This is a genomic window from Pseudaestuariivita atlantica (genome assembly GCF_001205715.1).
Classification (GTDB): domain Bacteria; phylum Pseudomonadota; class Alphaproteobacteria; order Rhodobacterales; family Rhodobacteraceae; genus Pseudaestuariivita; species Pseudaestuariivita atlantica.
The window spans coordinates 168,882-189,628 of the sequence record NZ_AQQZ01000007.1 but is presented as its reverse complement, the minus strand read 5'-3'; the positions used below and the strand labels follow the sequence as shown (position 1 = coordinate 189,628).

The 20,747-nt window shown below is 67.2% G+C and carries 23 protein-coding genes and 1 tRNA gene; 14 read left to right on the top strand and 10 right to left on the bottom strand.

Features of this window, described 5'->3' with window-relative positions; translation table 11 throughout:
* The first annotated feature begins 63 nt into the window (after positions 1-63).
* A complete protein-coding gene (locus ATO11_RS21265; protein ID WP_082176375.1) occupies positions 64-237 on the top strand; it encodes a YqaE/Pmp3 family membrane protein in 174 nt (57 codons plus the stop codon).
* A complete protein-coding gene (locus ATO11_RS15660) occupies positions 230-634 on the top strand; it encodes a DUF4112 domain-containing protein (protein ID WP_050531848.1) in 405 nt (134 codons plus the stop codon). The genes ATO11_RS21265 and ATO11_RS15660 overlap by 8 nt, the downstream gene beginning before the upstream one ends.
* Positions 635-714: 80 nt before the next feature.
* Here ATO11_RS15660 and ndk read toward each other — a convergent pair whose 3' ends face one another.
* A complete protein-coding gene (ndk, locus tag ATO11_RS15655; protein ID WP_050531847.1) occupies positions 715-1,137 on the bottom strand; it encodes a nucleoside-diphosphate kinase in 423 nt (140 codons plus the stop codon).
* 231 nt (positions 1,138-1,368) lie between these two features.
* Here ndk and ATO11_RS15650 point away from each other — a divergent pair, with 231 nt between their 5' ends.
* Genes ATO11_RS15650 through ATO11_RS15640 form a run of 3 tightly spaced genes read left to right on the top strand, consistent with a single transcriptional unit; the run spans position 1,369 to position 4,456 of the window.
* The gene (locus ATO11_RS15650) at positions 1,369-3,216 is read left to right on the top strand and encodes an ABC-F family ATP-binding cassette domain-containing protein (RefSeq protein ID WP_050531846.1); all 1,848 of its coding nucleotides are present in this window, start codon (positions 1,369-1,371) and stop codon (positions 3,214-3,216) included.
* Complete coding sequence (locus ATO11_RS15645) at positions 3,206-3,823, top strand: MarC family protein (protein WP_050531845.1); 618 nt, start codon at positions 3,206-3,208, stop codon at positions 3,821-3,823. The genes ATO11_RS15650 and ATO11_RS15645 overlap by 11 nt, the downstream gene beginning before the upstream one ends.
* A 51-nt stretch (positions 3,824-3,874) precedes the next feature.
* The gene (locus tag ATO11_RS15640) at positions 3,875-4,456 is read left to right on the top strand and encodes a retropepsin-like aspartic protease family protein (RefSeq protein ID WP_050531844.1); all 582 of its coding nucleotides are present in this window, start codon (positions 3,875-3,877) and stop codon (positions 4,454-4,456) included.
* A 34-nt stretch (positions 4,457-4,490) separates the two neighbouring features.
* Here the strand turns inward: ATO11_RS15640 and pgi are convergent, their stop codons facing one another.
* The 3 genes from pgi to zwf are packed head-to-tail and all read right to left on the bottom strand — an operon-like array spanning position 4,491 to position 8,240.
* The gene (pgi, locus tag ATO11_RS15635; RefSeq protein WP_050531843.1) at positions 4,491-6,089 is read right to left on the bottom strand and encodes a glucose-6-phosphate isomerase; all 1,599 of its coding nucleotides are present in this window, start codon (positions 6,087-6,089) and stop codon (positions 4,491-4,493) included.
* A gap of 16 nt (positions 6,090-6,105) precedes the next feature.
* Positions 6,106-6,777, bottom strand: a complete 672-nt coding sequence (pgl, locus tag ATO11_RS15630; RefSeq protein WP_050531842.1) for a 6-phosphogluconolactonase — start codon at positions 6,775-6,777, stop codon at positions 6,106-6,108.
* Positions 6,774-8,240, bottom strand: coding sequence for a glucose-6-phosphate dehydrogenase (gene zwf, locus ATO11_RS15625; protein ID WP_050531841.1), 1,467 nt, complete (start codon positions 8,238-8,240; stop codon positions 6,774-6,776). Before zwf ends, pgl begins: the two co-directional genes overlap by 4 nt.
* 214 nt (positions 8,241-8,454) lie before the next feature.
* Here zwf and ATO11_RS15620 point away from each other — a divergent pair, with 214 nt between their 5' ends.
* The gene (locus tag ATO11_RS15620) at positions 8,455-9,402 is read left to right on the top strand and encodes a radical SAM protein (RefSeq protein ID WP_050531840.1); all 948 of its coding nucleotides are present in this window, start codon (positions 8,455-8,457) and stop codon (positions 9,400-9,402) included.
* Positions 9,403-9,543: 141 nt separating this feature from the next.
* On the opposite strand, the gene hisI is transcribed toward ATO11_RS15620, so the two are convergent.
* Complete coding sequence (gene hisI, locus ATO11_RS15615; protein WP_050531839.1) at positions 9,544-9,903, bottom strand: phosphoribosyl-AMP cyclohydrolase; 360 nt, start codon at positions 9,901-9,903, stop codon at positions 9,544-9,546.
* 63 nt (positions 9,904-9,966) lie between these two features.
* Between hisI and ATO11_RS15610 the strand changes: the two genes are divergently transcribed.
* The 4 genes from ATO11_RS15610 (at position 9,967) to ATO11_RS15595 (ending at position 13,340) form a co-directional block, all read left to right on the top strand.
* A complete protein-coding gene (locus tag ATO11_RS15610) occupies positions 9,967-10,416 on the top strand; it encodes an iron-sulfur cluster assembly scaffold protein (protein ID WP_050531838.1) in 450 nt (149 codons plus the stop codon).
* Entirely contained in the window at positions 10,407-10,862 is a 456-nt protein-coding gene (locus tag ATO11_RS15605) for a GNAT family N-acetyltransferase (RefSeq protein WP_050531837.1), read from the top strand. Before ATO11_RS15610 ends, ATO11_RS15605 begins: the two co-directional genes overlap by 10 nt.
* Before the next feature lie 102 nt (positions 10,863-10,964).
* On the top strand, positions 10,965-12,332 hold the full coding sequence (locus ATO11_RS15600; protein WP_050531836.1) for an L-serine ammonia-lyase: 1,368 nt from the start codon (positions 10,965-10,967) through the stop codon (positions 12,330-12,332).
* Positions 12,333-12,431: 99 nt separating this feature from the next.
* Positions 12,432-13,340 carry a DMT family transporter gene (locus ATO11_RS15595; RefSeq protein ID WP_050531835.1) on the top strand — a complete coding sequence of 303 codons (909 nt, stop codon included), beginning with the start codon at positions 12,432-12,434 and terminating at the stop codon, positions 13,338-13,340.
* On the opposite strand, the gene ATO11_RS15590 is transcribed toward ATO11_RS15595, so the two are convergent.
* On the bottom strand, positions 13,321-13,980 hold the full coding sequence (locus ATO11_RS15590) for a thiamine diphosphokinase (protein ID WP_050531834.1): 660 nt from the start codon (positions 13,978-13,980) through the stop codon (positions 13,321-13,323). The genes ATO11_RS15595 and ATO11_RS15590 overlap by 20 nt on opposite strands.
* A 140-nt stretch (positions 13,981-14,120) precedes the next feature.
* On the opposite strand from ATO11_RS15590, the gene ATO11_RS22200 reads away from it, so the two are divergent.
* Complete coding sequence (locus ATO11_RS22200; RefSeq protein WP_165586990.1) at positions 14,121-16,292, top strand: hypothetical protein; 2,172 nt, start codon at positions 14,121-14,123, stop codon at positions 16,290-16,292.
* Between the two features lies 1 nt (position 16,293).
* Here ATO11_RS22200 and ATO11_RS15580 read toward each other — a convergent pair whose 3' ends face one another.
* From ATO11_RS15580 to nthA, 3 genes are read right to left on the bottom strand one after another with little or no spacing between them, the layout of a single operon-like run.
* Complete coding sequence (locus tag ATO11_RS15580; protein WP_050531832.1) at positions 16,294-16,605, bottom strand: nitrile hydratase accessory protein; 312 nt, start codon at positions 16,603-16,605, stop codon at positions 16,294-16,296.
* Positions 16,602-17,276 carry a nitrile hydratase subunit beta gene (nthB, locus tag ATO11_RS15575; protein ID WP_050531831.1) on the bottom strand — a complete coding sequence of 225 codons (675 nt, stop codon included), beginning with the start codon at positions 17,274-17,276 and terminating at the stop codon, positions 16,602-16,604. The genes ATO11_RS15580 and nthB overlap by 4 nt, the downstream gene beginning before the upstream one ends.
* Positions 17,273-17,890, bottom strand: a complete 618-nt coding sequence (nthA, locus tag ATO11_RS15570; protein WP_050531830.1) for a nitrile hydratase subunit alpha — start codon at positions 17,888-17,890, stop codon at positions 17,273-17,275. Before nthA ends, nthB begins: the two co-directional genes overlap by 4 nt.
* Before the next feature lie 108 nt (positions 17,891-17,998).
* Between nthA and secG the strand changes: the two genes are divergently transcribed.
* A complete protein-coding gene (secG, locus tag ATO11_RS15565) occupies positions 17,999-18,370 on the top strand; it encodes a preprotein translocase subunit SecG (protein WP_050531829.1) in 372 nt (123 codons plus the stop codon).
* 208 nt (positions 18,371-18,578) lie between these two features.
* Entirely contained in the window at positions 18,579-20,222 is a 1,644-nt protein-coding gene (locus tag ATO11_RS15560; protein ID WP_050531828.1) for a CTP synthase, read from the top strand.
* 61 nt (positions 20,223-20,283) lie between these two features.
* Here ATO11_RS15560 and ATO11_RS15555 read toward each other — a convergent pair.
* Positions 20,284-20,358, bottom strand: a tRNA-Val gene (locus ATO11_RS15555).
* Positions 20,359-20,509: 151 nt separating this feature from the next.
* Between ATO11_RS15555 and ATO11_RS15550 the strand changes: the two genes are divergently transcribed.
* Entirely contained in the window at positions 20,510-20,704 is a 195-nt protein-coding gene (locus ATO11_RS15550; protein ID WP_050531827.1) for a hypothetical protein, read from the top strand.
* Positions 20,705-20,747: the final 43 nt, after the last annotated feature.

The following is a 20,747-nucleotide window of genomic DNA, read 5'->3' as shown; positions in this document are numbered from 1 at the left end:
CGCCGGAACTCTGCCCCACCCCTCCGGGTTGTTCCCCCAACACGATCAACACCGGAGAGACACATGGCTGACTTCATCCGCATCCTCATCGCCGTCCTGCTGCCGCCGCTTGGCGTCTTCCTGCAAGTGGGCCTCGGCGGGGCCTTCTGGCTCAACATCCTGCTGACGCTGCTGGGCTACATTCCCGGCATCGTGCACGCCGTCTACATCATCGCGCGCCGCCCCGCCCATGCCTGACCCGCACCCCGACCACGCCGCGCGGCTCGACCGCGTGGACCGCATCGCCAGACGGATGGACCGCGCCTTTCGCGTGCCCGTCGTCGGCATGCGCGTCGGCTATGACAGCATCCTCGGCCTGATCCCCGGCATCGGCGACGCGCTGGCACTGGCCCCCGCGGGCTACATCCTGCTCGAAGCGCACCGCCTCGGCGCTTCGCTGGGTACGCTGGCAAGGATGGGAGCAAACGTGGGCATCGACTTCGTGATCGGGGCGATCCCGTTGATCGGCGACCTGTTCGATATCGGCTGGAAAGCCAACACGCGCAATGCCGCCCTCCTGCGCCGCGACCTGTCCCGCCGGTCGCCCGCGATACCCCGGCGCCCAAGAACCGAGGCCGCCCACCAGGGCGGATGAGGCCCCCGCCTGACCCCGCCAAACGAAAACGGCCCGCGCAGGCAGCGCGGGCCGTTTCACATTCAGGGACGTGGAAAAGGTCAGCCGACCATTTCGAGACCCGAGAAGAAATACGCGATCTCGACCGCCGCCGTCTCCGGCGCGTCCGACCCGTGGACCGAGTTCTCGCCGACCGATTCGGCGAATTCCGCACGGATCGTGCCCGGCGCCGCGTCGGCGGGGTTCGTCGCACCCATCACTTCACGGTTCTTCGCGATCGCACCTTCGCCTTCCAGAACCTGCACGACGACCGGCTCGGACGCCATGAACTCGCACAGCTCGTCATAGAACGGACGCTCGGCATGCACGGCATAGAACACGCCGGCCTGCGCCTTGGTCAGGTGAATGCGCTTCTGCGCGACGATCCGCAGACCCGCATCCTCGAACTTGGCGTTGATCTTGCCGGTCAGGTTGCGCTTGGTGGCGTCCGGTTTGATGATGGACAGCGTGCGTTCGACAGCCATGTCGTGCTCCTCTGGATCGGGGCACGCATCCTTGCGGCCCCCTTGAAATTTGGCGAGGCCCTAACACGCGTCCGGGCGTGACGGAACCCCCGAAACGTGTCCTTGGCACCGGCAATCGGCACAACTCCGGGCGCGCGGGACCCGTCTGCTCATTTCCGGGGGGCAAACTGTGCAGATTGTACCGTTTCACCGCCATTGACAGGATCGGGGCCACCTGTCACCTCACGCCCCATGCTGCGCCTCACCGATCTGCGGTTCTCCATCGCCGGACGCCCCTTGCTCGAGGGCGCATCGGCCACGATCCCCACCGGCCACAAGGTCGGGCTCGTGGGGCGGAACGGCACGGGAAAAACCACGCTTTTCAAACTGATATACGGCGAACTTGCACTGGAATCCGGCCAGATCGACGTGCCCAAGGGCGCCCGCATCGGCGGCGTCAGCCAGGAAGTGCCGGGATCGGACGTGTCGCTGCTCGACACCGTGCTCGCCGCCGACACCGAACGCGCGGCGCTTCTGAAGCAGTCCGAGACCGAACAAGATCCTGACAAGATTGCAGAAATCCAGACGCGCCTGACGGATATCGACGCATGGTCGGCCGAGGCGCGTGCGTCGTCGATCCTGCGCGGCCTCGGGTTCGAACCGGATCAGCAGGCCCTGCCTTGTTCAAGTTTTTCAGGGGGTTGGCGAATGCGCGTCGCGCTTGCGGGTGTCCTTTTCGCCCAGCCCGACCTGCTGCTTCTGGACGAACCCACCAACTACCTCGACCTCGAAGGCGCGCTCTGGCTCGAAAGCTACCTCGCGCGGTATCCACATACCGTCATCATCATCAGCCACGACCGGGGCCTGCTGAACCGCGCGGTCGGATCCATCCTGCATCTCGAAGACAGGAAACTCACCTACTACACTGTTCCGTATGACAAATTCGCCGAACAGCGTGCCGCGAAACTGGCGCAGGCCGAGGCGCTGAACGCCCGCAACGCCGCCCGCGTCGCCCATCTGCAAAGCTTCGTGGACCGGTTCCGCTACAAGGCGTCCAAGGCCGTGCAGGCGCAGTCGCGGCTCAAGATGATCGACCGGATCAAGCTCATCTCCACCCCGCAAGAGGCTGCTTTGAAAGCCTTTTCCTTCCCAACGCCCGAAGAGTTGAGCCCGCCCATCGTGGCGCTCGACCACGCGGCGACCGGGTATGACGGCACGCCGGTGCTGCGGCGCATGACCCTGCGCATCGACCAGGACGACCGGATCGCGCTTCTGGGCAAGAACGGTGAGGGAAAATCCACGCTTTCCAAGATGTTGTCAGACCGTCTTGATGTGATGGAGGGGCAGAAAACCGCCGCCTCCAAACTCCGCATCGGCTATTTCGCGCAGCACCAGGTCGACGAGCTGGTGGTCGAGGACACGCCGCTCGACCACATCCGCCGCCTCCGCCCCGACCACCTGCCCGGGCGGCTCCGGGCCATGCTGGCGGGTTTCGGCCTTGGCGCGGATCAGGCGGAGACGCCGGTCGGCCAACTCTCCGGCGGACAAAAAGCGCGTCTTTCCCTGTGCTTGGCCACTCTGGACGCACCGCACCTGCTGATCCTCGACGAGCCGACCAACCACCTCGACATCGAAAGCCGCGAGGCGCTGGTGGAGGCGCTGAACGCCTATACCGGCGCCGTCGTGCTGGTCAGTCACGACATGCACCTGCTCAGCCTCGTGGCGGACCGGCTGTGGCTGGTGAAGGACGGCGGGGTCAGCCCTTATGACGGCGACCTCGAAAGCTATCGCAAGCTGCTGTTGTCAAACGACAAACCCGCATCGGCCGAGAAGAAGAAAGCGCCCCGACCCAGCCGTGAACGCATCCTCGAACTCAGGGCCGAGGTGCGCAAGTGCGAGGCGCGGATCGAGAAGCTGGAAGAGATGCGCGAAACGCTGGCCGCCCGGCTGGGCACGCCCGAGATGTACGAGGACGACCAGATCCACAAGATGGAACAATACCAGAAGAAATACGCCGAGGTGATGGAGGCGATGGACCGGGCGGAAGCCCTGTGGGTCACCGCGCAGGACAAGCTCGACAAGGCCGAACATGCCCGATAGCGCCTTTCTGATCACCGCCTTCGTCACGCTGTTCGTCGTGGTCGATCCCATTGGTCTTGCACCGCTTTTCGCCGCCCTGACGCAGGGGATGAGCACCGGTCGGCGGCGCCGCATCGCCCTGACCGCCTGCGCCGTGGCGATGGGCATCCTTGTCCTGTTCACCCTGCTTGGGGAGGCGGTTCTGGGCTTCGTCGGCATCTCCATGCCCGCCTTCCGCATCGCGGGCGGGCTGCTTCTGTTCCTCACCGCGCTCGAGATGCTGTTCGAGCGGCGCAGCAAGCGGCGCGAGGATCGCAACGAGGACGAGGTGTTCAACGACCCGTCGGTCTTTCCACTGGGAATTCCACTGATCGCAGGGCCGGGCTCCATCGCGACGGTGATCCTGCTGGCGGGCGAAGCGCCGGGATGGCCGGGCACCGCGTCGATCATCGGGTTGAGCTTTGCCGTCGTCTGCCTTGTTTTCGCGATGTTTTCCACCGCCGGACCGATGGAGCGCCTGCTGGGCCGGACCGGAATCAACGTCGTCACCCGCGTCCTCGGCATGCTGCTGGCGGCGCTGTCGGTGCAGTTCGTGCTGGACGGGCTGTCCGCCTATTGGGGCGGCTGACCCTTCCGCGACGCGGGCCCCGTGCCTATCTGGGTCGCAAAGGAGAGACGCATGGACGGCGACGATATTGCAAGACTGGTCTACTTGGGCCTCTTCGCGACGGTCATCGCGGGGGCGCTGCTGCTGCAGATGCGCCACCGGATGTCCGAGCTGGCGCGCGGCGCGGCGATCTGGGTGCTGATCTTCCTCGGCGCGATCCTTGCGGTCGGGCTGTGGGAGGACATTCGCGGCACCGTGTCACCGCGCGCCGCGGTCAACCAGTCTGACGGCACGATCACCATCCCCCGCGCGCCGGACGGGCATTACTATGCCACGCTGGACGTGAACGGCGCGCCGGTGACCTTCGTGGTCGATACCGGAGCGACCGGCATCGTGCTGTCGCGCGAGGATGCGGAGCGCGCCGGGATCGACGTGGACGGGCTGGCCTTCCTCGGCCAGGCGGCAACCGCCAACGGCACCGTGGCGATCGCGCCCGTGCGGCTGGACAGCATCGCCTTCGGCCCGATCGAGGATCGCAACCTGTCGGCCTCGGTCAATGGCGGCGAACTGGACCAGTCGCTTCTGGGCATGACCTATCTGCAACGCTATGCGCGGATCGAGATCGAGGGCGGCAAGCTCGTCCTTACCCGCTAGGCGGCAAAATTTTCCTGCGAAAATTTTGCCCCGCTCAGCGGCGCGCGAGGATGTAGTCGACAAGCTGCGCGGTGGAGCCGTCCTTGCCATCGGTCCCTTCTTCGCCCGTCACGACGGGGCCAAGGGCCGTCGCCAGTTCCTTGCCCAGTTCCACGCCCCACTGGTCGAACGAGTTGATGCCGAGGATCACGCCTTCGACGAACACGCGGTGTTCGTAGAGCGCCACGATCTGGCCGAAGATCTCGGGCGTGAGTTGCGGATAGACCAGCGTGGTCGACGGGCGGTTGCCCGGGAAGACGCGGTGGCGGGCCTGCCGCTCCAGCTCGTCGCCGTCGAACTTGCCCGCGACCTTGGCGCGCGCCTCGTCCAGCGTCCGGCCCCGCATCAGGGCTTCGGACTGCGCGAGGCAGTTGGCGACCAGCAGGTTGTGGTGGTGCTGCAATTCCGGCTCATGCCCTTGCGCTGCGACCATGAACTCGCAGGGGATCACCCGCGTGCCCTGGTGGATCAGCTGGTAGAAGGCGTGCTGGCCGTTGGTGCCCGGCTCTCCCCAGACGACGGGGCCGGAATGGTAGGGCAGCGTGGTGCCGTCGCGGGCGACGCCCTTGCCGTTGCTCTCCATCTCCAGCTGTTGCAGGTAGGCGGGCAGCCGCGACAGGCGCTGGTCATAGGGCAGGACGGCGCGGGTGGCGTAATCCATCACCTGGTTGTGCCACATGCCCACAAGCGCCAGCATCACCGGCATGTTCTCGGCCAGATCGGCGCTGCGGAAGTGCCGGTCCATCGCCTGCGCTCCGCGCAGCATGGCGCGGAAGGCGTCGGGCCCGACGGCGATCATCAGCGACAGGCCGATGGGTCCCCACATGGAATAGCGCCCGCCGACCCAGTCTTCGAACCCGAAGACGCGCGAGGGGTCGATGCCGAACTCCGCCGTCTTGTCCTCGGCCGAGGACAGGGCCGCGAATTGCGCGGCGGGGTCGGTTACGGTGTCGGACATCCATGCGCGCGCGGTGCGGGCGTTGGTCATGGTTTCGATCGTGGTGAAGGTCTTGGAGGCGACGATCACCAGCGTCGTGGCCGGGTCCAGCCCGCGCACGGTGTCGGCGATATGCGCGCCATCCACGTTCGACACGAAATGGCAGCGCGGGCCATCGTGGTAGGGCGCCAGCGCCAGCGTCGCCATCGCGGGGCCAAGGTCGGACCCGCCGATGCCAATATTGACCACGTCGGTGATCTGCCCGCCCTGCCCGGCAAAGCTGCCATCGCGGACGGCGGTGGCGAAGGCCTCCATCCGCGCCAGCGTGTCGAGAACGCCTGGCATGACATCCTCGCCTTCCACCGTCACCGGCCCGCCGTCGAGGTTGCGCAGGGCGGTGTGCAGGACGGCGCGGCCTTCGGTGTCGTTGATCGGCGCGCCCGCGAACATGGCGTCGCGTGCGGCTTCGACCCCGGCGGCGCGGGCCACGTCCAGAAGCATCTTGCGGGCGGTGTCGTCCAGTTGCGTCTTGGAATAGTCGAACAGCATGTCACCCATCCGGGTCGAGAACCCGCCCGCGCGGTCGGGATCATCGAACAGGCTGTCGATGCGGCGGTCGGCGATGGTGCCGGCATAGGTTTTCAGAGCGTCCCACATGGGTGGTCTCCTTGGCTTACGGGGCCCAGTGGACCGTGGCACCGGGCAAGACGGCGGCTACGGGGGCCTCGGCGGGCGACAGGACCAGCGCGCGGTCATAGGCGGCGCGCTTTTCCTCGCCAGTGATGACGATGTGCCGGGCGGCGGCGGTGTTCAGGACGCGCGCCGACAGGGTGATGCGCGGCTCGGGCGCACCGGGCGCGCGCATGGCGAGCAGGACGGGCGCGTCCTCGGCCAGCGCCGCGTCCAGTTGATCGGCACCGGGGAAGAGCGAGGCGGTGTGCATGTCCGCGCCCATGCCCAGCAGCACCACGTCCAGCGGCAACCGCGCCTCGATCGCGCCCGACAGGTCATCGAGCGCATCCTCGGGCGCATCAGCGGGCGCGTAAAGCGGCAAATAGCCCGCATCCGCCGCCTTGCCCACCAGCAGGCGCTCGCGTAACAGCCGCGTGTTGGAGCGTTCGTGATCCTCGGGCACCCAGCGTTCGTCGTTCAGCAGCACGTCGACGCGCGACCAGTCGAGCGGCGTCTCGGTCAGCCGGTCAAAGATCGGGCCCGGCGTGGTGCCCCCCGGCACGCACAGCGTCACCCGGTCGCGGCGGCCCATCGCCATGCGCAGATCGTCCGCCAGCCGCGCGGCCAGCGCCGCCATCAGCGCGTCGCGGTCGGCATAGGCGATCAGGCTCATGCTTTGATCTCCCGCCACCGGCGCCCGTCGCGGTGCATCAGCATCAGCGCGTCTTCCGGCCCCGAACTGCCCGGTTCATAGGGTTTCGGCACGTCGGCGCGGGCCTCCCAGCCGGCGATGATCGGGTCGGTCCAGGCCCAGGCCGCTTCCACCTCGTCCCCGCGCATGAACAGCGTCTGGTTGCCGCGGATCACGTCCATGATGAGGCGCTCATAGGCGTCCGGCACGTCCTCTGCCTCGGGTCCCAGCGCCTCGGAAAAGGTCATGTCGAGAGGAACCGTGACAAGGCGCATGCCCCCTGGCCCCGGCTCCTTGATGGTCACGTCCAGCGTCATGCCCTCGTTCGGCTGGAGCCGGATATGGAGCATGTTGGAATGTACGTCCTCGCCCTCGCCGATGTCGAAGATCGAATGGCGGGTAGGTTTGAAGACAACCGTGATCTCGGACATGCGCGCCTTCATCCGCTTGCCGGTCCGCAGGTAGAAGGGCACGCCCGCCCAGCGCCAGTTCTCGATATGACAACGCAGGGCGATGAAGCTTTCGGTGAAGCTCTTGGGGTTCTCGGCATGGTCGCGGTAGCTCGCCACGCCGCCGCCCGCCTCGTACTGGCCGCGCACGATGTGGTGCGGCTCGACGGGCGCAAGCGCGCGGATGACCTTCAGCTTTTCATCGCGCACGGCGTCCGGGTCGAACCGCGACGGCGGCTCCATCGCGATCAGGCACAACAGCTGCATCAGGTGGTTCTGCACCATGTCCCGCATCGCGCCGGACTTGTCGTAATAGGCGCCCCGCCCCTCGACGCTGACGGTTTCCGCCACGGTGATCTGGATGTGATCGACGAATTGCGCGTTCCAGAGCGGTTCGAACAGCACGTTGCCAAACCGCACCGCCATCAGGTTCTGAACCGTCTCTTTCCCGAGGTAATGGTCGATGCGATAAATCTGGTCCTCGCGGAAATGCTGGGCGAGGTCGGCGTTCAGCGCACGCGCGCTGCCCAGATCGCGGCCGAACGGCTTTTCCACCACGACGCGGCTGTCCTCGGTGGCAAGGCCATGGCTTTGCAGGCGCGCGGCGATGTCGCCGAAGAGGCCCGGACCGACCGAGAAATAGAAGGCGCGGACAACGTCGGAATCATCGCGCAACATGTCCTTCAGCGCGTCCCACCCGTCCTCGCCCCGCGCATCGACGCGCATGTAGTCGAGGGTTTCGAGGAAGTCGTCGAGCGTCGCGCCTTCGCAGGGCGCCCCCGTTCCGAATTCGGTGATCGCGTCGCGCACCATGTCCTGGAAGGCCCCGCGGTCGAGGTCGGACCGCGCCGCGCCGATGATGCGCGCGCCGTCCGGCATCTGCCCCGCGCAGAAGCGCCGGTAGAGACCCGGCAGAATCTTGCGCCGGGCAAGGTCGCCCGTGCCGCCGAAAATCACGAGGTCGAACCGGTCAACCGGTATGACGCGAGACACCATGGCCCATCTCCTTGTCCTCGATCCGCCCACGCTCCGGTCGCGCGTCGTTAGCGCTAACGGAATGGGTCGGCGCACCTGTAGCGGCCTTCGCGGGGCTTGTCTAACACGATGTCACAAACGGGCAATGGCAACATTGTGATGTGCCGAAGGTTTGCGCAGCCCCCCGCGCGGGTCTATCACGGCACGGCAGTGCTGCAGGCGGGGCGAGTGACCGATGAAAGACCAGGCTCTTGGCGAGACTGCCAAGTTCTCCGATCCGTTCGTGACCGCCAAGGGCGAGGAACGGGCCGAGGTCCCGCTGATGGGCGCAAAAACGCTGTGGTTCAACACCGGCACGCTGTGCAACATCACCTGCGCCAACTGCTACATCGAAAGCTCTCCCACCAATGACGCGCTGGTCTACCTGACGGCGGACGAGGTGTCGGGATATCTCGACCAGATCACCGCGCGCGGCTGGCCCGTGACCGAGATCGCGTTCACCGGCGGCGAGCCCTTCATGAACCCCCAGATGATCGAGATGGCGCGGCGCGCGCTTCAGGCGGGTTACGAGGTGCTGATCCTGACGAACGCCATGCAGCCGATGATGCGCCCGCGCGTCCGCGCGGGGCTTGAGGCGCTGCAGGCCGATCATCAGGGCAAGCTGACGCTGCGCGTGTCCCTCGACCACCATTCGGCGGCGTTGCACGATGCCGAACGCGGCGACGGCGCCTTTGCCCGCACGCTCGACGGCATGCGCTGGCTGCGCGATGCCGGGATCGCGATGACCGTCGCGGGCCGGATCGAGTTTTCCGAAACCGAAGCCGAGGCGCGGGCGGGGTTCGCGGCCCTCTACGCCGCCAAGGGGTTCGCGATCGACCCCGATCACCCCGCCCGGACGGTGCTTTTTCCCGAAATGGACGCCTCGGTCGACGTGCCCGAGATCACGACCGCCTGCTGGGGTATCCTGAACAAATCCCCGTCGGACGTGATGTGCGCAACCTCGCGCATGGTGGTGAAACGCAAGGGCGCCGATGCGCCCACGGTGCTGGCCTGCACGCTCCTGCCCTACGACGCCCAGTTCGACCTCGGCCCGACGCTGGAAGAGGCCGAGCGCCCGGTGCGCCTGAACCACCCCCACTGCTCCAAGTTCTGCGTCCTCGGCGGCGCGTCCTGCTCTGCCTGAGGCCGGGCTGGAAAGCCACCCTGACGCTAAACGGGCGCAAAACAACTGCGATGGATCGCCCCCGGCGCGCACCCCATGCGCTTCTTCTCTTCCAAAATATGTCCGCCGGAGGCTCCTGCCCGCGCGACCCGCGCCGCCCGGTCAGTCCATGGGGCGCAACAGTTCCACTTCCTCGCCCTCCCGCACGGCGGTGTAGAAACAGGACCGGCGGTTGGTGTGGCAGGCGGGGCCTTCCTGCGTGACCCGCACCAGCAGGCAGTCGCGGTCGCAATCGACGCGCAGGTCGACAAGCGTCTGCACGTGGCCCGAGGTCTCTCCCTTCACCCAGAAGGCCTGCCGGGAGCGCGACCAGTACGTGACGCGGCCCGTCTCGAGCGTACGGGCCACCGCCTCGGCATTCATCCAGGCCATCATCAGCACCTCGCCCGTGGCGTGATCCTGCGCGATCGCGGGGATGAGGCCTGCGACATCGTATCTGAGGCTTGCGGGATCGAATGCCATGCTCGCCCTTTCCTTGGCTCGTGCGACGCCTTATCTTTTCACCACAGCCGTGCGGGAAACGCCATGTCCGACAGTGACCTGATCAAACTCTATTCCTCGCGCATCCTTGCGCTCGCCGCCGACATGCCGTTGACGGATCGGTTGCCCGCGCCCGACGCGACGGTGATGAAGCGCGCGCCGCTTTGCGGCTCCACGGTGACGGTCGACATCAACGTCGAGGACGGGCGCATCAGCGGCTACGGGCAGGACGTGAAGGCCTGCGCGCTGGGACAGGCGGCGGCGTCGGTCGTGGGCCGCGCCATCGTGGGACGCACGCGGGCCGAGGTCGAAGCCGCGCGCGACGCGCTGCGCGCGATGCTGAAAAAGGACGGCCCGGTGCCGGACGCGCCCTTTGACGGGCTGGAGGTTTTACAACCTGCGCGCGAATACAAGAACCGCCATGCCTCGATCCTGTTGTCGCTCGAAGCGACGGCGGACGCGATGGCCGAGGCCGAAAAGGCCGCATGCGCCTAGGCTTTCGCGCGGCTGCCGAAGACGACCTTCCCGCCCTTTCTGCCCTGTGCATGCGGTCCAAGGCGCATTGGGGCTATGACGCCGCTTTCATCGAGGCCTGCCGGGACGAGCTGACCCTCACCACGCACGACCTCGGGGCGTTCGACATGCAGGTGGCCGCCGATGGTGCCGCGCTTCTGGGTGTCGCGGCGGTGGGGGTGACCGGGGCCGGGGCGGACCTGGAATTGCTGTTCATCGACCCGCCCGCGATGGGGCGCGGCATCGGGCGGGCGCTGTTCGTCTGGGCCTGCGACAAGGCGCGGACACGCGGCGCGCGGCGCCTGCGGATCGAGGCCGATCCCGGCGCGAGGCCCGTCTACGAGCGCATGGGCGCCACCGTGACGGGGCATGCGCCCTCCGGTTCGGTACCGGGGCGGAGGCTGCCTGTCCTGCATCTCGATCTGTGAGGTCTGGCGCTCCGCGGCCAAATCGGTCGCTTTCGCGATGGTATCGGGCGACCCGGCGCAATAGACCGGCGCAACAGTCTACAAAGGCGACCGCGCGATCCCATGTTCCTATCCGTCCTCGACATGTTCAAGATCGGCGTCGGCCCGTCCTCGTCCCACACGATGGGGCCGATGGTGGCGGCGGGCCGGTTCCTCGACCGCTTGCGCGCCGCGCCCTTCGCCGCGCACGGGTTGCGCGCCTCGCTGCACGGCTCGCTGGCGCATACCGGTGTCGGCCACGCGACGGACCGGGCGACGATCCTCGGCCTCGCAGGCGTGCTGCCCGACCGGTACGACCACGAGAAGGCCGAGGCCCTGCTGGCCGCGATCCGCGACACCCACACGATCACCCCGCCCGACCTGCCGCCGCTCGCCTTCGATCCGCGCGCCGATCTGCGGTTCGATTTCGGCCCCGCCCTGCCCGGCCACGCCAACGGGATGCAGCTGCAAGCCACGGATGCACAAGGCGATGTCATCCTGAGCGAGACCTATTATTCCATCGGCGGCGGGTTCGTCCTGACCGAGGCCGAGCTTGAGGAAGGCCGCGATACCGATACCGGCCCGCCCGTCCCCTACCCGTTCCAGACCGCCGCCGAGATGCTGGAAATGGCCGAGACCTCGGGCAAGTCCATCGCCGAGATGAAGCGCGCCAACGAACGCTCGCGCCGGGGCGACGTGACGCCGGACGTGGCGCGCGTCTGGCAGGTGATGCGCGACTGCATCGACCGCGGGCTGGAGGCGGACGGCACGCTGCCGGGCGGCCTTGGCGTCAAGCGCCGGGCGCGCGGCATCCACCAGGCGCTTCTGGCCGAACGCGGCATGAACCTGACCGCGCCGCACACGATCAACGACTGGATCAGCGTCTATGCCATGGCGGTGAACGAGGAAAACGCCGCCGGGGGGCAGATCGTGACCGCGCCTACCAATGGCGCCGCGGGCGTGGTGCCCGCGACCTTGCGCTATTACCTCGACCACGTGCCTGGCGCGTCCGAAGCGCGGGTGGAGGATTTCCTGATGACCGCCGCCGCCATCGGCGGGCTGGTGAAGTTCAACGCCTCGATCTCGGGCGCCGAGGCCGGGTGCCAGGCGGAGGTCGGCAGCGCCAGCGCGATGGCGGCGGCGGGCCTTTGCGCGGTGATGGGCGGCACGCCCGAGCAGGTCGAGAACGCCGCCGAGATCGCGCTCGAACATCACCTCGGCATGACGTGCGACCCGGTGCGCGGCCTCGTGCAGGTTCCCTGCATCGAACGCAACGGCCTTGGCGCGATCAAGGCGGTGTCGGCGGCCTCGCTCAGCCTGCGGGGCGACGGGACGCACCTTGTCCCGCTTGACGCCTGCATCGAGACGATGCGCCAGACCGGTGCGGACATGAGCGAGAAGTACAAGGAGACCTCTCTGGGAGGTCTCGCGGTCAACATACCCAATTGTTGAGCACCCCGCCGATTGACCAAGGGTCAGGGAGACAACAGCTTCGCCTTTTCCGCACAACTCCTGATTGCCAATGGAGAAAAACGCACTTAGCTTTTTGACATGACAGGCGACCGCCCGCTTCTAGGGATAATTCTGATGCTCCTCTTCTGCGCGATCGCGCCGTTGGGAGATGCCGTTGCCAAGATTCTCGGCCAGACCATCCCGATCAGCCAGCTTGTCTTCGTGCGCTTCGCGGTGCAGGCGGTGCTTCTGATCCCGCTGGTCTGGCTGGCCGCGCGGCCATGGCGGATGTCGCGTCGGGTGCTGGGGCTGACCGCGCTGCGCACCGTCATGCATGTCTTCGGCATCTGGGCGATGGTGACCGCGCTCAAGTTCCTGCCGCTTGCCGATGCGGTCGCGATTGCTTTCGTCATGCCCTTCATCATGCTGATCCTCGGCCATTACGTGCTGGAAGAGGAAATCGGGTGGCGGCGGTTCGGCGCCTGCGCGGTCGGGTTCGTGGGGACGCTGATGGTGGTGCAGCCCTCCTTTGCCGAGGTCGGCTGGCCCGCCCTTCTGCCGGTGGTCGTGGCGATCAATTTCGCCCTGTTCATGCTGGTCACCCGCCAGATCGCGAAAGAGACCGACCCGATCTCGCTTCAGGCGGTGTCCGGCGTGATGGCGACTGTGGGGCTGGCACCGGTTTTCCTGATCACCCATCCGCTGGGGGTGGCGGGACTGACCTTCGTGACCCCGACCTCCTTTGAATGGACGCTTCTGATCGCGATCGGCCTGCTTGGCACCGCCGCGCACCTTTTGATGACGTGGTCGCTGCGCTACGCGCCGTCGGCCACCTTGGCGCCCATGCAATACCTTGAAATACCGTTCGCCACCGCCATCGGCTGGGTCGTGTTCCGCGATTTGCCGAACGGTCTGGCCGCGATCGGGATTCTCGTCATCATGACCGCCGGGCTTTACGTCGTCTGGCGCGAACGGCGGGTCACCATCGTCACCCCGCCAACCCCCTGACCAGCGCGTCGAGGCACGATCTGGGCAGCAGGACGAGGCAGCCCGCCCCCTCCATTTCCAGCGTGACCGGGCCGGTCGCGCGGTTCGACGTCCCGATCCGCCCCATGGGTGACAGGGTCAGCCCGTCGATGGGCCAGTGCAGGCCGGTGCCGCGGCCCCGGACCTCGGCCAGCGGGTAGAGAGAGACGCGCGTGCCTGCATCCACATCCAGCGTCAGGCGGTCAGGCACATGGGCGATCACGTCGCGCGCGCCGACCAGCACGCAAGGCGTTGCGGCGTGGCGGACGAGGCCCGACAGCGCGGCAAGCGAATGATCCATGCGCCGTCCGAGGAAGCCCGCGGCAAGCACCAGCGGCGCGTTGATGCGCGACAGGCATTTCTCGAAATCGGTGCTGTCCTGCTCGGCGATCTCGTGCACGCGGCCGGGATCAAGGCGGGCGCGCAGGCCTTCGGGCAGCGAGTCCATGTCACCGATCACGCGGTCCGGCACGATGCCCAGACGGTCCAGCGTCAGCGCCCCGCCATCGGCGGCCACCACCAGCCCGGCACGGTCCCGCAGGGCGTGGATGTCGCGCGCCTTTGCCTTTCCCGCACCCACCAGAAGCACCGGCGCATCGGTATGAACCAATTCTTCAGACATCGCCGCTTTATTGTCGAAAATGGAAACAGAACACAATCCGGCCTTAAAATGATACGGTAATGACCGCAGATTCGGGCCGCTTTTGTCGCGGCCGACATGGTAAACGCTTGATCCGAGGCAGAAGTGGAAGTGAGCACTCCATGAATCAGTCAAACAAGATTCTTACTGTGTCCTATGGCACGTTTTCGTGCACCCTCGAGGGATTCGAGGACTCGTTCGACACGATGAAGGCGATTGCGGAGTATTTCCGCGACCTCGCGGCGGATGACCGGTATTTCGGGGCCGAACCGCCGACGCCCGATGCCGAGATGCTCGCCCGGATCGCGGAGAAGGAGATCGCCCGCCGGGTCGAGGCACATTCCGACACGTCCGGTATCCACCTGCGCGCGGCCACCCCTGCCCTGGCCGCTGCCGGTGCTGCTGCCATCGCGGATGAAACGCCGGCGGATGATGCCGAAGATGACGTCACCGACGCGCCCGCCGAAGACGAGGCCATCGTGGCCGAGGCCGATGCCGATGTCAGCGCGCTTGACCTCCAAGACGAGGACGACGGTGAGGACGGCGGTGCGGAAGAGGCCTCCGCCGAAGCCGAAGAGGCGGCGGAAGAGGATCACGCGGATATCGGGGATGCGGACGAAGACGCGGCCACGGTAGCCGAGGCCGATGCGGATGACATGGATGCGGAAGCCGAGGCGCAGGACGCCGAAGCGGACGCGCCCGCCGAGGATGCTGCCGCAACCGAGCCGGAGGAAGCGCCCGAACCCGAGGTCGACCTGGCCGCCATCGCCGCCCTGACAGAGGGCGCGGACCACGACGACGAGGACGGTGAGGAAGAGGATTACGAAGCGTCCGTCGAGGATGCGCCCGCCGACCTCCGTGCCGAGGACGAGGCCGCCGACGAGGTCGAGGCCGAAGTCGTGCCCGAACCTGCTCCTGCCCCTGCTCCCGAATTGTCGAGCGTTGCCGCCAAGCTGGCGCGCATCCGCCAGGTCGTGTCGCGCAAGGGCGAGGCCAGCGACGACGGGTTCACCGAGGACGAACATGCCGAGGCCGACACCGCGTTCGAGGAGCCGGGCGATCTTGAAGACATGTCGGTCGCGGCGGAAGCCCCGGCCCCGGCGGACACCATCGCCAATGTCCTCGACCAGATGCAGGCCGACGACGAGGATAACGCGGCGGACGAAGACGACGCGCCCAAGGCCGAAGCCGAACCCGCACCGCGCGCGCCGATCGCGGCCCGCGTGATCAAGGTCAAGCGGACCGAGTTCGAAAAGGCCGTGTCCTCGGGCATGCTGGAGGAAGTGGACGCGGATGACGCGGCATCGGAGGATGCCGAAGACACGCCCGAGCCGCAGCCCGCCGCCGCCAAGCCCGCGCGCGAAAGCACGCTGTCGGATGCGGATGAAGCCGATCTGCAGGCGGCGCTGGCCGCCGTTGCCGCCGAGGCGGAGGAGCCCGCCGAAGACGAAGATGAAGACGACACGCCGGACCACGCCGCCGACATGACGGCAGGCATGGACGCGTATGAGGACGACGACGCGGACGAGGATTACGAGGACGAAGACGACGCCATGACCGCGGCAGGGGCTGGCGCTCCGGGCCGTGACGTCCTGATGCGCGCCGGTGTGGCCGAGCATGACGACGAGGTCTCGCGCCTGCTCGACAAGGCGGATTCGGAAATGGCCGAACCGTCGGGCCGCCAGCGCCGCAACGCGATCTCGCATCTGCGCGCCGCCGTGGCCGCCACGCGCGAGGACGAGGATCTGGCCCGCGATCCGCAGTCAGACAGCGAAGCCTACCGCAACGACCTTGACGAAGTCGTGCGCCCCCGCCGCCCGGTCAGCTCCGGTTCGGCACGCGATGCGCGCCCGGACGACGTCAAGCCCGCGCCGCTGCAACTGGTGGCCGAACAGCGCATCGATTCACCTGCCGAGCCCGTGGCCCCCGTCCGCCCGCGCCGCGTGTCGGCCCTGTCGGCCATCGCCGACGGAGGCGAGGACGAGACGCTGGAAATCGACGGCGATGTCAGCTTTGCCGAGTTCGCCGAAGAGATGGGCGCGTCGGAATTGCCCGACCTCCTCGAAGCGGCGGCGGCCTACATGCGCTTTGTCGAGAAACGCGACGCGTTCTCGCGCCCGCAGCTGATGACCAAGGTGCGCAGCGCGGAATCGGTGACCTATTCCCGCGAGGACCGTCTGCGCAGCTTTGGCGTGCTTCTGCGCGAGGGCAAGATCGAGAAGACGCAAGGTGGCCAGTTCACCGCGTCGGACCGCATCGGCTATCGCCCGGACGACGACCGCGAAGCGGGCTGAGTCAGCCGTCCAGCCGAACCGGCTGTCCGTGCGGCGTTGAAAGATACGCCGCGCGCCATGCCGTGACCTTTTCGGCGATCTCTGCCGCTTCGATCCCCGATCGCTGCCGCAACAGACCTTCCAGCGCCGCCATCCATGCCAACCAGTAGCCCGGACCGCCATCGACCGGCCCGTCGGCCCGCGCCTCATCGAGCGCGGCGCCAAGCGCGTCGGACCATTCGGCGGCGGTGAACAGCCCCTCTCCTTCCAGCGCGCGGGTCACGGCGTAAAGCTGGGCCTGCCACGGCGCGTCGAACCCCGGCGGCGCGGTCATGGCGCGCGCAGGTAGGATTGCCAGAGATCGACCACGACCTCGTCCCGCGGGTGTTCGGGCGCCTCCCACAGGTCACCCGCCGCGAAGGCCACCGCGTACAGGTGTTCGGGCCGCTCGCCCAGCCCGTGCGCGGCGGCATCGGGCAGGACATGCGCGCCGTGATGGCGCAGGACGCGGCCCGTCAGCCCCGCGGCATAAGCGGGCAACCGGGTATGGCCACCCGCAACGAAGACATTGAACGGACGCGTGCGGGTCACGACGGACTGGCCGACGGCAAAGGCGGGCGGGTCGTCCACGTCACGGGTGTAGGGCACGCGGCGCCCGGCGGCGGCGGCAACCGCCTCGGGCGTGAGCTTGCGCGCCTGCATGTCGGCGGGGGCGGCACCGGGCGTACCGCTTTGCAATTCCTCGCCCGTCAGCACGCCACCCGCCACCAGCATGTCGGTCAGACCCGCGAGCCATTTCTCGTAGTAACTCAGCGCCATGTAGGTCGCGGGCGGCAGGCATTCGCGGCCATGTCGGCGGGCATCGATCGTCCAGCCGCCCAGCGGCATCGCGGCGGTTGTCAGCGCGTGGGCCCGCGTCTCCCAATCGGCCTTGAAGGCGGGGTATTCGGTGGCGTCGACCGGCCCGTCCCCGAACCGCCCGCCCATGTCGTGCACGCGGCTCATGCCGGGGCCTCGGGCAGGCCGGTGCCGACCATGGCATTGCGGGTGACCCATGCCTCGAGCGCGTCGGCATCGAGGCCCCGCGCCGCGTCGGGTTGCATCGGCAGGACGAGGTAGCGGGTTTCTGCCGTGGAGTCCCAGACACGCACGGCCTGATCCGCGGGCAGGTCGAGCCCGAATTCGGCCAGCACCTTGCGCGGCTCGCGCACGACGCGGGCGCGGTAAGCGTCGGACTTGTACCACGCGGGCGGCACGCCAAGCAGGGGCCACGGGTAGCAGGAGCACAAGGTGCAGACGACGACGTTATGGGTGTCGGGCGTGTTCTCGACGACGACGACATGTTCGCCCTGCGCGCCGGTCAGGCCCATCTCGATCAGGTCGGGCATCGCGTCATCGAGGATGCGGGCACGGAATGCCGGGTCGGTCCATGCGCGGGAGACCACCCGCGCACCGGCGCGAGGACCGACGTGATTCTGCATCTGGTCGACGATGGCGTCGACCGCCGCCGGGTCCACGAGGCCCTTGGCCACCAGAAGCGATTCGAGCGCCTTCACCCGCAATTCGGGCTCGGACGGCAGCAGGGTATGCGGGGGCGCGTCGCCGTGATCGTGTGGCATGACGCGACAGTGACGCGACGAGTGCGCTCTGTCCAGCATCGACGGGTTGCCCCCCGCCCGACTTGCGCTTACATGGGCGGAACGCATGGCAAACGAAGGGCTCCGGGCTTGGAAAACGTCGTCCTGATCATTCACCTGTTGTTGGCGCTGGCGCTGATCGGCGTCGTGCTGATGCAGCGCTCGGAAGGCGGTGGCCTTGGTATCGGCGGAGGCGGCGGTGGCGCCGTGTCGGGCCGGTCGGCGGCCACGGCCCTTGGCAAGGTGACCTGGGTGCTGGCCATCGCGTTCATCATCACGTCGATGACGCTGACGATCTTCGCGGCGCAGAACTCTGCCGGGTCCTCGGTGATCGACCGGCTGACAGATCCGGCGGCCCCGGCGAGCGAGGAACCGGCCGATCCGTCGCTGCCCGCGCTCGATGGCCTGCTGCCGCCGCCGAGCGGTGGCGCGGACGATCCGCTGGTGCCGACGCTCGACTGAGGCGGCGGCGCAGGGTCACCACCACACTTTGTTAACAATCAGGCTGACGCATCATCATGTTGCGGCAGCCTTGTGTCGGCGATGCGAATCCGCCTATACTGGATTCCCGTGGCGAGGGGTTTCCGAAGCACCGTTTTCGGCCCAGGCACAACAAGTCACGCGCCCGTCAGAACAAGGCGCGCAAGGTCACGGGGAGAGCAGTCAGACAATGGCGCGGTTCATTTTCATCACCGGCGGAGTCGTATCATCGCTGGGCAAGGGGCTGGCATCCGCCGCCCTTGGCGCGCTGTTGCAGGCGCGCGGGTTCTCGGTTCGCCTGCGCAAGCTCGATCCCTACCTGAACGTCGATCCCGGCACGATGAGCCCGTTCGAACATGGCGAGGTCTTCGTCACCGATGACGGGGCGGAAACCGACCTCGACCTCGGCCATTACGAACGCTTCACGGGCGTGCCCGCGCGCAAGACCGACAGCATCAGTTCCGGGCGCATCTATACCAACGTGCTCGAACGCGAACGGCGCGGCGACTACCTTGGCAAGACGATCCAGGTGATCCCGCACGTCACCAACGAGATCAAGGACTTCATCCGCATCGGCGAGGACGAGGTCGATTTCATGCTGTGCGAGATCGGAGGCACGGTTGGCGACATCGAGGGCCTGCCCTTCTTCGAGGCCATCCGCCAGTTCGCACAGGACAAGCCGCGCGGGCAATGCGTGTTCATGCACCTGACGCTTCTGCCCTTCATCAAGGCCTCGGGCGAGTTGAAGACCAAGCCCACCCAGCACTCGGTCAAGGAGTTGCGGTCGATCGGGCTGGCACCCGACATCCTCGTCTGCCGGTCCGAGGGCCCGATCCCGGTGAAGGAGCGCGAGAAGCTGGCGCTGTTCTGCAACGTGCGCCCCGACAGCGTGATCGCGGCGCAGGACCTCAAATCCATCTACGAGGCGCCGCTGGCCTATCACCGCGAGGGGCTGGACCAGGCGGTGCTGGACGCGTTCCAGATCACGCCCGCGCCGAAGCCGCAGCTGGACCGGTGGGAGGACGTGGCCGACCGCATCTTCCACGCCGAGGGCGCGGTGAAGGTGGCGATCGTGGGCAAGTACACGCAGCTGGAAGACGCCTACAAATCCATCGCCGAGGCGCTGACCCATGGCGGCATGGCCAACCGCGTGAAGGTGCAGATCGAGTGGGTCGACGCCGAATTGTTCGAAACCGAGGACCCCGCCCCGCATCTTGAAGGCTTCCACGCGATCCTCGTCCCCGGCGGGTTCGGCGAACGCGGGACCGAGGGCAAGATCCGCGCCGCGCAGTTCGCGCGGGAGCGGAAGGTGCCCTACCTTGGCATCTGCCTCGGCATGCAGATGGCGGTGATCGAGGCGGCGCGCAATGTGGCGGGGCTGAAGACCGCCGGGTCGGAGGAATTCGACCACGAGGCGGGCAAGAAGCGGTTCGAGCCGGTCGTCTATCACCTGAAGGAATGGGTGCAGGGCAACGCCAAGGTCGAACGCAAGGTCACCGACGACAAGGGCGGCACGATGCGGTTGGGCGCTTATGACGCGGTGCTGGCGGAGGGGTCGAAAGTGGCGGAAATCTATGGCGCGACGCAGATCGACGAACGCCATCGCCACCGTTACGAAGTCGACCTGACCTACCGCGACCAGCTGGAAGCGGTGGGTCTGAAATTCACCGGCATGTCACCGGACGGGCGGCTGCCCGAGATCGTGGAATGGGAAGATCACCCGTGGTTCATCGGCGTGCAGTTTCATCCCGAGCTGAAGTCGAAACCGTTCGAGCCGCATCCCCTGTTCGCCGATTTCATCCGCGCCGCGAAGGACGTGTCGCGGCTGGTCTAGGGCGAATGCTCATCCGCCCTGATGGGCGGCCTCGCCACCGGCGGCTCTGCGAAAGGGGAAGTGGTGGGTGATAAGAGATTCGAACTCCTGACATCTTCGATGTGAACGAAGCGCTCTACCACTGAGCTAATCACCCATCCGGGCCTTGCGTTTAGCCTCGGTCGGCTAGCGGTGCAAGAGCGTTTGAGCGAATTTCGCGGCGAAGCCCCGCGTCCACGGATTATGTTGACCACCGGCATGCCGACGGCTACCAAATTGGGTCATACGCTGGGGGAAAGGACGTATAAATGAAGAAGATCGTGTTGGCCGCTGCCCTTGGCGCGGCTGTCGCGGCGCCGGGTTGGGCCGATGGCCCGTCGACTGCCGTGATCGACCAGGACGTCATCGTCGAGGACGCAACCGCGCAGGCATCGTCCGGAAACGCGGAGATGCTGGTGGTGTTCCTGACCATCGCCGTGCTGGGCACCGCCCTGACGAACTAGAACAGAAAAGGGCCACGCCGGATCGGCGTGGCCCTTTCAATTG